This window comes from Sphingobacterium sp. 18053 (assembly GCF_902706145.1).
Lineage (GTDB): Bacteria > Bacteroidota > Bacteroidia > Sphingobacteriales > Sphingobacteriaceae > Sphingobacterium > Sphingobacterium paramultivorum.
In genome coordinates, this window is record NZ_CACSJW010000008.1 from 319,793 (window position 1) to 331,993 (window position 12,201).

12 protein-coding genes are annotated in these 12,201 nt (G+C 38.7%); 5 read left to right on the forward strand and 7 right to left on the reverse strand.

Annotated features, from left to right (window positions below; translation table 11 throughout):
- The first annotated feature begins 590 nt into the window (after positions 1 to 590).
- Complete coding sequence (locus GVK91_RS19985) at positions 591 to 1,214, forward strand: 7-carboxy-7-deazaguanine synthase QueE (protein ID WP_075993340.1); 624 nt, start codon at positions 591 to 593, stop codon at positions 1,212 to 1,214.
- Between the two features lie 99 nt (positions 1,215 to 1,313).
- Here the strand turns inward: GVK91_RS19985 and GVK91_RS19990 are convergent, their stop codons facing one another.
- From GVK91_RS19990 to GVK91_RS20000, 3 genes are all read right to left on the reverse strand, one after another.
- On the reverse strand, positions 1,314 to 2,561 hold the full coding sequence (locus GVK91_RS19990; RefSeq protein WP_159731023.1) for a hypothetical protein: 1,248 nt from the start codon (positions 2,559 to 2,561) through the stop codon (positions 1,314 to 1,316).
- 135 nt (positions 2,562 to 2,696) lie between these two features.
- A complete protein-coding gene (locus tag GVK91_RS19995; protein ID WP_227550343.1) occupies positions 2,697 to 3,773 on the reverse strand; it encodes a Gfo/Idh/MocA family protein in 1,077 nt (358 codons plus the stop codon).
- A gap of 16 nt (positions 3,774 to 3,789) precedes the next feature.
- The gene (locus tag GVK91_RS20000) at positions 3,790 to 4,380 is read right to left on the reverse strand and encodes a phosphatase PAP2 family protein (RefSeq protein WP_075993343.1); all 591 of its coding nucleotides are present in this window, start codon (positions 4,378 to 4,380) and stop codon (positions 3,790 to 3,792) included.
- Positions 4,381 to 4,958: 578 nt separating this feature from the next.
- Here GVK91_RS20000 and hisG point away from each other — a divergent pair.
- Both hisG and hisD read left to right on the forward strand, forming a co-directional pair.
- Entirely contained in the window at positions 4,959 to 5,810 is an 852-nt protein-coding gene (gene hisG / locus GVK91_RS20005; protein WP_120332653.1) for an ATP phosphoribosyltransferase, read from the forward strand.
- A gap of 21 nt (positions 5,811 to 5,831) precedes the next feature.
- Positions 5,832 to 7,118 carry a histidinol dehydrogenase gene (hisD, locus tag GVK91_RS20010; protein WP_159731025.1) on the forward strand — a complete coding sequence of 429 codons (1,287 nt, stop codon included), beginning with the start codon at positions 5,832 to 5,834 and terminating at the stop codon, positions 7,116 to 7,118.
- A gap of 98 nt (positions 7,119 to 7,216) precedes the next feature.
- Here the strand turns inward: hisD and GVK91_RS20015 are convergent, their stop codons facing one another.
- The 3 genes from GVK91_RS20015 to GVK91_RS20025 form a co-directional block, all read right to left on the reverse strand.
- On the reverse strand, positions 7,217 to 8,131 hold the full coding sequence (locus GVK91_RS20015; RefSeq protein ID WP_159731027.1) for a YARHG domain-containing protein: 915 nt from the start codon (positions 8,129 to 8,131) through the stop codon (positions 7,217 to 7,219).
- The gene (locus GVK91_RS20020) at positions 8,128 to 8,697 is read right to left on the reverse strand and encodes a DUF2306 domain-containing protein (protein ID WP_235032967.1); all 570 of its coding nucleotides are present in this window, start codon (positions 8,695 to 8,697) and stop codon (positions 8,128 to 8,130) included. Before GVK91_RS20020 ends, GVK91_RS20015 begins: the two co-directional genes overlap by 4 nt.
- Positions 8,698 to 8,777: 80 nt before the next feature.
- Positions 8,778 to 10,022, reverse strand: a complete 1,245-nt coding sequence (locus tag GVK91_RS20025) for an ABC transporter permease (RefSeq protein ID WP_182331239.1) — start codon at positions 10,020 to 10,022, stop codon at positions 8,778 to 8,780.
- Positions 10,023 to 10,206: 184 nt separating this feature from the next.
- On the opposite strand from GVK91_RS20025, the gene queA reads away from it, so the two are divergent.
- Positions 10,207 to 11,256 (forward strand): tRNA preQ1(34) S-adenosylmethionine ribosyltransferase-isomerase QueA, encoded by a 1,050-nt coding sequence (gene queA / locus GVK91_RS20030; RefSeq protein ID WP_075993349.1) that lies wholly within the window; start codon positions 10,207 to 10,209, stop codon positions 11,254 to 11,256.
- An 87-nt stretch (positions 11,257 to 11,343) separates the two neighbouring features.
- Positions 11,344 to 12,027, forward strand: coding sequence for a 2-C-methyl-D-erythritol 4-phosphate cytidylyltransferase (locus GVK91_RS20035; RefSeq protein ID WP_153848274.1), 684 nt, complete (start codon positions 11,344 to 11,346; stop codon positions 12,025 to 12,027).
- A 4-nt stretch (positions 12,028 to 12,031) separates the two neighbouring features.
- On the opposite strand, the gene GVK91_RS20040 is transcribed toward GVK91_RS20035, so the two are convergent.
- Positions 12,032 to 12,187, reverse strand: coding sequence for a lmo0937 family membrane protein (locus tag GVK91_RS20040; protein WP_104382583.1), 156 nt, complete (start codon positions 12,185 to 12,187; stop codon positions 12,032 to 12,034).
- Positions 12,188 to 12,201: the final 14 nt, after the last annotated feature.

Sequence of the window (12,201 nt, forward strand, 5' to 3'; positions counted from 1 at the left end):
AAATTTAGTAAAAATTCTGATAAAATAACAGGTTTTTTGCGCTATTAAACGCATTCTATCGTCACAATTTAACAAAGTTGTTTTTAGCTTTTATAATTTATGACCCAACAAAAATAGAAAGCCGAACCTACGCCCCTCTTGTCCATAGTTTAAATGCGCTAAATTCAAAAGCTTTGCACACCCTCTACATATTTATTATTGCAGTTTAAAACCGAGTAATAATCTAATCTTATTGCTCTAGAGAAACTGTTTATCGTACAGCACTCGTAGTAACAATTAATGAAAATCAGGTTATATATTAACAGGGTAATTACAGGGGGTTAACAGGGGTAAATCCCTATTAACCCCTTGTTAATCCCCTGTAAAAAGAGTATTGTTTCGCTGTTAATAGCAAACATCGTATAAACCTGATACCATGTTAGCGTTAAACAATGTGCTTTGCTTAAACATCAACCTAAAAACAAAGGGATAAAAACAGATTATTACCAGCAACTATATATATAAAAATGACAGGCCAGCCACTTAAAAGCCGCAGGACAAATTGAGCATCTCATTAATATTTGCTACCTTTGCAGACTGAAATTTTAACTATGTCAAATCAAGTACCAGAAGACGGAACACTATTGCCCTTAATGGAAGAATTTTACACTATTCAGGGAGAAGGCTACCACACCGGGACTGCTGCTTATTTCATACGATTGGGTGGTTGCGATGTGGGCTGCCACTGGTGCGATGTAAAGGAAAGTTGGGATGCATCTATCCACCCCCTTACAACCGCAGATTCGATTATCGAAAATGCAAAGAAATATCCGGCAAAAACAGTTGTCATTACGGGTGGCGAACCACTTATTTATAATTTGGATTACCTAACAAAAGGACTTCATGAGGCGGGCATTAAAACGTTTATTGAAACCTCAGGTGCATATCCTTTGAGTGGCGAATGGGACTGGATATGTTTATCTCCAAAAAAATTCAAAGCTCCACGGAAAGATGTGTTAGAAGCTGCTGGTGAACTTAAAGTTATCGTTTTCAATAAAAGCGATTTCGCATGGGGAGAAGAATATGCACAACTTGTAGGACAAAACTGTAGATTATACCTTCAACCTGAATGGTCGAAATCTAAAGAGATGACACCTTCTATTATTGACTACGTAAAAGAAAACCCTAAATGGGATATTTCACTACAAACACATAAGTTCTTGAACATTCCTTAATCATGCAAATGCACGATTAAATAGACACAAAAAAGGCCTTCGATAGTATGAGGGCCTTTTTTATAAACAATAAATCTATATTAATGCATGTAATTTAAATCACTTCACATAGGTTTTTAAAAAAGCTTCCAGGTCTAACGTTTTCGTCTCTTCACCTTCCTTCTCCCGGACCAGAACATTTCCAGCATTATCAGCATCTAAAAATAATAAGTTCGCCTTTAATAAAATCTTCCCATTTTCATCCAACAATCCAACTTTTCCATTTTCAGAGAACATCAAATAATTGTCTAAAAATTTACTGATATTTTCCTTTTTGTCAAGCAGAACTTTCCCTTCCTGTGTAACCAATCCAAAATTACCATCCTTCTGAAAAATAGCCAGTTTTTGATTTGCTGGTGTAAGCCAGTCAAACCCTTCCTTATTTACCTTTCCCCCCTTCTTATCCAACAACCAGAAATAATTATCTTTATCTGAAACAATAGCAGTCTGCTCATTAAAATACGCTAAAGAGAAAAGAGAACAAGGCAATACATCTTCTCCCGCCATGTTTTTTATACCATAATATTCGTCATTGGTATCTTTATCCTTGACCATGGTCCATTTAAGTGATTTATCCAATGGGAAAGTATCTTCAAACAAACTCACATCTTCCCCTTCACTCGTATTCCCTCCCCCAGAGATATCAATCACCTTTGCATTTTTAGGAAGTGTAAAATCTGCCACAGACGATACATTGATCACTTTTGTTGTTTCAAAACCAAGGTCATTGTTTTCACCCAAAGACAATTTGAGTACACCTCCAGGCAAATCATTGATAAATGAAAATGCCGTCAGATAATAAGTGGGCACTGCTTCCGAATACCATACCGTTGCTACCGCGGAATCCGCATGGTTTTTTATAAATAACTTTGCTTTCTTACAGGTAATTCCCGCGATCGATTCGATCTCGCCCATATCTTGCAGCTGCACATAAGGTCCATCCGACTCCCCTAACTTCGTACTGACAATCTTATAGGATGGACTGTATGCTTCGGCAGTAACAATATCATCGCCGATCGAATACGAATATGTTTTTGCTAATTTTCGATTTAAAATAGCATGTGCTTTTTGATTCACTACAGTAGAAGAATAATCGGCATCAGCCAAAATCTCCACATTCCGATAAGCCATTTTTCCTTTCAAAAATGGCTCATAAAACTCTTTTGCAAATTCCGGAACTTCATTTTCAAATTTTTCAGGGGAAACTTCACCTTTAAACACCAACTCCATCTGCCATTGCTTATCTTGTGCATAGGTTGTCGAAATTGATAATCCAAATAATAGTGCAACGTTGAGTAAATTATTCATAAGAATGATAAATATGTAGCTAAATAACAAAAGACAGACCAAAAAGCCTATCTTTTACGCTATTTTTTTATTTATTTACTTTTTTCACTTCATATTTCCATAAAAAGCAAAAAAAAGACCACTAAGCAAAATAAACTATAATTTAATCATCCGCCTAGTTTTCACCGCTTCGTCACATGCCAAAGCAATTCGTAGACTATTAACAGCATCTTCCATCGAATCAGAAAGGTCCAAATTATCTACAATCGCCTGCTGAAAGAATAACTGTTCCCGGTTACATAATTCCTGATGATCGGGCTCATCAGATAAGTTGACCCACTCATCGACCTTTGTAAATTCATTTGCCGAATCTAAATCGGCGTAATGTACGCGAAGGCTTTCTGTTTGTGTATGGGATGCTACCGAATCCGATTTGCCTTCATCGCTTGCTTTATTTGCGACAATGGAAACTGCACCTTTAGGTCCAAAAACATCCTTTACAAAAAAAGCGTTCTGACTAACCATTGGTCCCCATCCAGCTTCATACCATCCTACGGACCCATCTTCAAAATGCAGCTGCAATTGTCCGTAGTTGTAGTTCCAAGCAGGAATCTCATCGGTTAACCGCGCTCCGATTGCAGATACATACAATGGTTTCGCACCCACCATTTGACACATGACATCAATATAATGAACTCCACAGTCAACAATGGGACTTAAACTAGCCATTAGATTTTTATGCACATCCCACATATACCCATGGCTCTGTTGATTCAGATTCATACGCATAACAAGTGGTTTTCCCATCGTTTTAGCTATTTCAATAAATTTGACCCATGAGGGATGATACCTCAAAATATATCCAACAACCAATTTTTTATCATATTTCACTGCTGCATCGACGACCTCCTGCGCGGAAATCACATCTTCAGCTAAAGGCTTTTCAATAAAAACATGAGCACCAGCCTGAAAGGCCTTTATAGCATACGCTTTGTGTGTATCCGGATAGGTCGCTATACAAACGGCATCCGGTTTCGTTTCCTGAAGTGCATCCTCATAAGATTCAAACAATTTATAGTTGCCTCCCAATTGTTCATTCAGTTTACTTTTGCTTTCCCCACGAGCTACTAGACCCACAATCTGAAAGCCATCTAAATCGTGATATGCCTTCGCATGAGATGCGCCCATATTTCCACATCCAACAACCAATATTTTAATAACCTGTTGCATCATTTTTTCTATTTCTATATTATTTCTTTAATCCATCTAAAGCAAAGGCTGCTCCTGTTCCCAATACAGCACCTGCTAACACATCGGAGGGAAAATGTACGCCCAGATACATTCTTGAATACCCCACACTACTCGCCCATAAAAGCGATGGTGCAACGACGTACCACTTTGAGTAGGCCCGAGACAAAGCAGAAGCAGTAGCAAAAGCAGATGACGTATGACCAGAGGGAAAGGAATACCCACCGGCCGTACGAACCGATATGAAATTAGGATATTTTTTAAATGGCCTGCTTCGCTTAAAGATATGTTTTAACCCAACATTCACGAGCGCTGTTACAGCCGTACTGCTAGCAACATACAAGGCATTCTGACGCATTGCCTTATCATCGTTGACTGCACCTGCAACCAGTAAACCAACCGGAACGGCTATCTGAACATAGTTATTGATATCAGAAAGCACTTTAAATGTTTGTGTTTGTGGCGCTGTCCGAGTCTCGGCTATGGACTCCAATATACGGATATCTAACGTAGAAGCTGGCTTTTCCTGTCCAAGAACAGGACCATATAGACAGTTAATCCAACAAATAAAAATAAAAGCTAATCTTTTCATCAAACAAATAATCTATCTAATTTACAATCCCTTTGAAACATGTACCACTAAACACATTCCTCCTATTTATTAAACAACAACTTATACTCCCTACTACTGTAACTCTTATTCGCTACGAACTTAATATATCCCCCCAATTCCTAAAATTAAGAAAATTTATGTGAGTTATCCCCCTATAAAAAGTGTTTCGATTGGACAAGATTTCACAACTTGCTATTGGCGTGATTCAAACAGCTTACTATAGGATAGGAAATCAGCATTACCTTTTGTCTAAATTATGGTATATTCCCCCAATCAACAGCATTGTTTTCACATTTTTTTCAAGAAAATTGAATTCATTTCAACAACAAGTCCATTAGGATAAGAATTTTAAAATGATAGTCTTGCATTTCCCATTAATTTACTATACATTTGCCTGTAGTTATTAATACAAACATGGTTTATACTTACGTACATCATTTTCATTTGCATCATCGCCATTGTGGCGATATGTTAATTTAATGTGTTCTTACGTAGAATACCTTCCCTCTTGTTTGATTTCTTATTATTAATAATTTACTGCTAACATTTATAAAGCGTTGAAAAATCTTAAAATTGCTATCCAAAAATCGGGTAGGTTAAACGAAAAATCTGTTCAATTACTGAAAAATTGTGGTTTAGACTTCGAGAACTACAAAAGCTCTTTAATCACAACTGTTGGGAATTTCCCACTGGAAATATTATTTCTGAGAGACGATGATATTCCGGGATATGTGGAACAAGGCATAGCCGACCTGGGCATCGTCGGTGAAAACATCATCGATGAGACTGAATCCAAAGTAGAATACATCAAACGACTTGGTTTTGGAAAATGCACATTGAAACTAGCTATTCCCAAAGATAGCACCATCCAAGACATTAAAGACCTTAACGGCAAAGCAATCGCAACCTCTTATCCAAATATCCTAAAGAATTTTCTAGACGATTATAAGATTAATGCAGACATCCGTTTGATATCTGGTTCAGTTGAGATTTCACCTGGCTTGGGTCTTAGTGATGCGATCTGCGATATCGTATCTACCGGTGGAACATTAAAAAGCAATGGTTTGAAACCTTTTGCTGATGTCAAAAATTCAGAAGCCATATTGGTGGGAAGAAAGGGATTAGAAGGCAATGAAGTTTTGGCTGAATTAGTACAACGTATCGAATCTGTTCTTTTAGCAAAAGAAACTAAATATGTGGTATTGAATGTCGAAAAGAAAAATTTGCCAGCCATCACTTCTTTATTGCACGGTGTTAAGAGCCCTACGGTTGTTCCATTGGCAGAAGAAGGTTGGGTAGCCGTACACACCGTTATCACTGAAGATGACTTTTGGGATAAGATCAATAAGTTAAAAGCTGAAGGTGCCCAAGGTATCGTTGTGATGCCCATCGAAAAAATCATTCTTTAAACTTGATGCACTTATACAACCATGTTAAAAAAATATGATTACAAAACGTTAGGAAAAACAGAAATCCAGCAACTGGTTGCTAGGAATACGGATCCAAACAATGCAATACAAGAGGTTGTCCAGGAAATTATTCAACAAGTACGCCAACAAGGTGATATCGTATTACGCGAATATGCGGCCAAATTTGATAAAGTTGAACTTGACAGATTATATTTAGACGAGGAAGATATCGACGCACTGGCATCTACCATTGACCGCGATCAACAAAGAGCATTGGAAATCGCGTTTCAAAATATACATAAATTCCATAGTACACAATTAAAAAGGGAGCGCACTGTTGAAACGATGCCCGGCGTAAAATGCTGGCGCGAGGTTCGCCCTATTGAAAAAGTTGGCCTTTATATCCCAGGGGGATCAGCAGTGTTACCTAGCACACTTTTAATGCTCGGTATTCCTGCAAGAATAGCTGGATGTAAAGAGATTGTCGTTTGTTCTCCTCCACAATCCAATGGAAAAATCAATGGCTTTGTTGCTTTTTGTTTGAAATTACTTAAGATAAACAGAATATACCTCGTTGGAGGCGCTCAAGCTGTTGCTGCTATGGGGTTTGGAACAGATACTATACCAAAAGTCGATAAGATCTTTGGCCCAGGAAATCAGTTTGTTACAAAAGCAAAATCCATCATACAGGGCCTTGCAAATGTTAGCATTGACATGCCTGCGGGACCATCCGAAGTACTGGTCATCGCTGACGAGTCGGCCAATGCAGCTTTTGTCGCCGCAGATCTTTTGGCACAGGCCGAACACGGAGCCGATAGTCAAGCTGTCCTGGTTGCAACTTCCACCGCTATAGTTGATGCCGTCAACACAGCATTGGTAGCCCAATTAGCGGTTTTGCCTCGCAAGGAACTTGCTGCAAAAGCGATTGAAAATTCCTATGCAATAACTGTCGAGAATCTTCAGGAGGCCATACAGTTTTCAAATGACTATGCGCCAGAACACCTTATTTTGGAGACGGACCAATGGGAGTCCCTAACACGTTATATCAGTAACGCTGGTTCGGTTTTCTTAGGGCACTTAACCCCTGAAAGCGCAGGAGATTATGCCTCAGGTACAAATCACACGCTTCCTACATCAGGATATGCACGCTCCTACTCCGGCGTATCGGTAGATTCTTTTGTGAAAAAAATTACTTTTCAACATATAAGCGAAACTGGACTTCAACAAATCGGGTCGGTAGTTGAAATACTCGCTGAACTCGAAGGTCTGCAAGCGCATAAAAATGCGATTTCTATTCGGAAAAAATGATAAAACAGAAACTCTTGATATCACAAAAAAGGCTTTACGATGTAAAGCCTTTTTTGTGATACTGATCTTTCGAATATTCATGACTAATGTTGACTGCATTACCTTCCGAAGGTGTCATAATTATCAGTTGCATATTTTTCAAATCTAGTCAGCAAAGCAATATTATCTTTTTCCAATGGACTTAAGTCCGCAGTCACATCTTTTGAAATAGGCACATACCAATCTACAGGCTCAAAAAACTGACGAATGCTAGGTTTGGTAAACGCATAGCCATGTCGGGCAAAAATCGTATTCCGAATAATCTCCAGATCTAATTTCTTGAGGTTTTTAAGGTCTTTCTCCGTCAACTTTTGTTTAGATGCATTTACAGTAAAGACCGCAGGGGATGCCGATCGATAGTATTGAATAATGTAAGTATAAGTTGAATCTCCATCCACATCAGTTTCCTCCTTTCTTTTTTCGTTAATCCAGTCGACCAGAGTTCCGTCTTCTCCATCCTGATTTTTTAGCATCAGATTTGGATTATAGGCGAACTGCTTTTTCAACAATTTAAAGCTTCGCTTTTTAATCTTTAATCCTTGGTCATATGCGGTCCAATTGCCGATTAACGTATCGTGATTAAGCTTAATTTCAAATCGTCCGTCAGACTTTTTGTCGCCGGGCTCATCCAATAATAACCGGATATCGGCACCATTTTCCTCCAATTTCCCCACAAAAGAACGCAGATTTCCTTTGACAACATTCTGTCCGAAGATATTACCCTTATCCGTAATTTTTTTTATGGTCAAATTTATCTTCGGAGAATAATCTGTCGTGGGCAGCCCTTCTCCTTCTTCAAGAGTACTTTCATCCACAACAAATTCGCCCACCCAATTGCCATAAAGTTCCTGATGTGCCTCAGCCTCGGCTACAACAGTATCTTTTGTTTCGGTGGCTTCATTCTTTTTGCTTTTCCCGTCCTTACAACCAAGGATTGCTCCAAGCATTAACATTAAACAAAGGTTCTTCCTCATAATTTATGATTTTTTTGATAAATAATAAATTCCGCCAACAACAAATTAGGGATCCATCCCAACCAGGCAATAATTTGATAGAGATCCATCGGATTGGGCTGAAACAGGTACACTAAAGAAAGCTTCCAAAAACGTAGGGTAAGCGCTGAACAGGTTAAGGCAAAACTACGGATCATAAAATCGCGATGTTTATCAAATTTTCGCTGACTCGCCAAACGAACTGCCCGCCAGGTGAAATAAAACCATCCAAGCCCCAATAATTCAAATGCAATAATAGAGGTTAATCCGCCATTTGCCGCGGATCCAATAAGCAACCCTGAAGGAGCGGCAAAAAACAAAATGGCGAATACATACAAATACCCGATACTTCGATGGACTCGCGGATATTTATTCAATATATAAGTATTAAACTGCGTAAAGCCGGCAGGCAAGGCAAAGATAGCTGTGCAGACATGGACATAAAACACGTAGCGATACCACCAAAGTCCTTCAATTTCCGTTTGTTTAATCATCAGGAAATTAGCATCCAGTGAGAACCCACGGTAGCGAAATGTGATTTCTGCCATCAGCAGACAGCTATAGGCAAAAATTAAAAGCCAAAATCCATGTAATATCGAAAATTGAGCTTTTTTAAACATATCGCTTTCTATTTACTCCTGATCGCTTCTACCGGATCCAATCGAGAAGCCATTAGAGCCGGAACAATACCTGATATGAGACCAATAAACGTCGAAAGAGAAACTGTAAGCATAACCATTTTCAAACTTACGACAATAGCAACGCCAGTCGCAGCTTGCACTAGAAACGCCAAAAAATAGACAACAACGAGGCCTATCCCTCCCCCCAACAAACATAGTACGATAGACTCGACTAAAAATTGTGAAAGAATAAAGAAATTTTTAGCTCCCAGCGCTTTCTGAATTCCGATAATATGCGTACGCTCTTTGACACTGACAAACATGATATTGGCAATACCGAAGCCACCGACTAAAATCGAAAAAATACCGATTGAAAAACCCGCAAGATTAATTATCCCAAAAAGCTGATCCAGCGCACCGGTAATCATTGTTGTCTGATTAATGGAAAAGTTTTCCTCCCGTTGCGGCGATATACGACGAATCGAACGCATGAGTGTCTTCGCTTCGCTCTCCGCCTCACCAAGCTTATAGTTCGATTTAATAACCATCGCTATGCTCGGTGAGAAATTATCATAGTTGACCAAATTTCTCGCCAGCTCAAACGGAATAAAGGCGGTATCATCGGGGGAGGTGTTGATCAATACACCATTTCCTTCTTTCTTTAATACACCGATAACCTGAATTTTTCGGCCTAACATATTAATATATTTGCCAACAGGCTCCTCATTAGGAAAAAGCCCTTCCGCAATATTTGCTCCCAATACAGTTACAAGAGCTCCACCCCTCGACTCGCTTTCAGCAAAGTAACGACCATCCACAATATTCAAATTTTGAATGTACAGGTTCTCATAGGTCGCTGCATTGACCGATGAGCCTTGGGCCGAATTATTTTTATATTTTATAGTCGTATTACCAATATTGATCATATACGCCATATACTCGGCTGTCGTCATCCGACTTTTCAAATCCAGGTAATTATTGTATGTAGGTTCGGGTCTATTCAAGTATTTCCACCAAGGGAAATTTGGACCTCCATCCCAGGGCCATTTCTCAATATAAAGTGTTTTGCTACCGATCTTCTTTACTGATTCCTCTATATTATTCCGTAGGGTATCTACCGCAGAAAATACACCAATAATCGTAAAAATACCGATGGTCACACCCAACAGCGATAGTAAGGTGCGAGTACGATTGTCTTTTAATGCCGAAAAAGCAAACTGACAACTCTCCAATATCAATCTAAAAAATAGCATAATTGTATTCTAAAATACAATATAGTTTTGATTTAATGTCAAAATCGTTAAAAATATATACATAAATTAGAAATAAGCCCTTTCTATACCCGAAAAAGTTATAACTTTGTATGCTTTTTGCAACCTAGTATTTGGTGCACTGTAATGCACTGAAAGGCAGACATTAAAATATATATCATTAAAGATGAAGTTATCTCAATTTAAATTCAACTTACCAGAATCATTACTTGCTTCTGAACCTTCTGAAAATCGTGACGAATCACGCTTGATGGTCCTACATAGAGATACTGGTAAAATTGAACACAAAATTTTCAAAGATGTATTGGATTATTTCGATGACAAAGATGTCATGATCTTAAACAATACTAAAGTTTTTCCAGCCCGCCTTTACGGTAATAAAGAGAAAACTGGAGCTACGATTGAAGTTTTCTTGTTGCGTGAATTGAACAATGAACTTCGTCTTTGGGATGTGTTGGTAGATCCTGCGCGTAAAATCCGTGTAGGCAACAAATTATATTTCGGTGATGATGACTTATTGGTTGCCGAAGTAGTTGACAATACAACTTCTCGTGGCCGTACAATTAGATTTTTATTTGATGGTACCGATGAAGAGTTCCGCCGTAATATTGAAATCTTAGGTGAAACTCCGCTTCCTAAATATATCAAGCGTAAAGCTACACCGGAAGATAAATTCCGTTACCAAACGATCTACGCAAAAAATGAAGGTGCTGTTGCTGCTCCTACAGCTGGACTTCACTTCTCAAGAGAGTTAATGAAACGTCTGGAACTTAAAGGTGTTGATTTTGCAGAGGTTACTCTTCACGTTGGTCTTGGAACTTTCCGTACTGTTGAAGTCGAAGATTTAACCAAACATAAAATGGATTCGGAACAGTTCATCATCACTGATGAAGCTGCACGCGTTGTCAATAGAGCAATCGACAACAAACGTCGCGTATGTGCTGTCGGAACGACTTCTATGCGTGCAATAGAATCTTCTGTTTCTGCAGATCACCATTTAAAAGCGGCGTCTGACTGGACGAGTAAGTTCATCTATCCTCCTTACGATTTCAGTATCGCAAACTCGATGATTACAAACTTCCATACACCAGAATCCACACTTTTAGTGATGATTGCTGCGTTTGCAGGCTACGAAAATGTGATGAATGCCTATGAAGTTGCTGTAAAAGAAAAGTATAGGTTCTACAGCTATGGCGACGCTATGTTAATCGTTTAACGATGTGGCTTAAAAGATAAAATAAAAAAAACGTGGATAGCCTTAAACTATCCACGTTTTTTTAAATAATAACCTTTCAATAACAACATGAACTTTGTAATTATCGTTGCTGCCGGAACCGGAAATAGAATGAATAGCGATCTTCCAAAGCAGTTTCTTGACTTAAATGGACTGCCGATTGTTATGCATACAATTAATCGTTTTTGCCAATCAGAAACTATTTCGGAAGTTATTTTGGTCATCAGCGAACCAATGGAAAGTTTTTGGACCGAACTGTGTTTGAAGCATCAGTTTGATCGCCCTATACATATCGCTTTTGGCGGACAAACCCGCTTCGAAAGTGTAAGGAACGGAATAGATTACATTCAGCAAAATTTTGATATCGGTCCAAAAGACTATATTGCGGTACACGACGGAGCTCGACCTATCATCACCCAAGCTCTTATTAAAAAAGCCTTCCAGGGGGCGTATGATCATCAGGCAATTGTCTTAGCACAAAAGAGCATTGAATCTGTTCGGATGGGAGACACCACATCCAACTCCGCTGTTGATAGAAATTATACCTGGTTAGTACAAACTCCACAGGTTTTTCATGGAGAATTGCTTCTAAAGTCCTATCAGCAAGCCGAAGATCCCTTTTTTACAGATGATGCGTCGGTGGTAGAGAAAATGGGCAAGCGTATCACTATCATTGAAGGTGACTCCAGAAATATAAAAATCACCTATCCTCAAGACTTACAAATTGCCCAGTTCTACCTGAATTTGACTTAATGGATTAAGCATTGCCACGAATAACGCGCAATAAAACCACAATAATAGCAATGACCAAAAGGATGTGGATAATGTTATTGCCAGCCGCATAACCTCCAAAAAAACTTATCGCCCAAATGATAACTAAGATAACGGCGATGATATACAGTAAATTTCCCATTTCTTTATAATTTA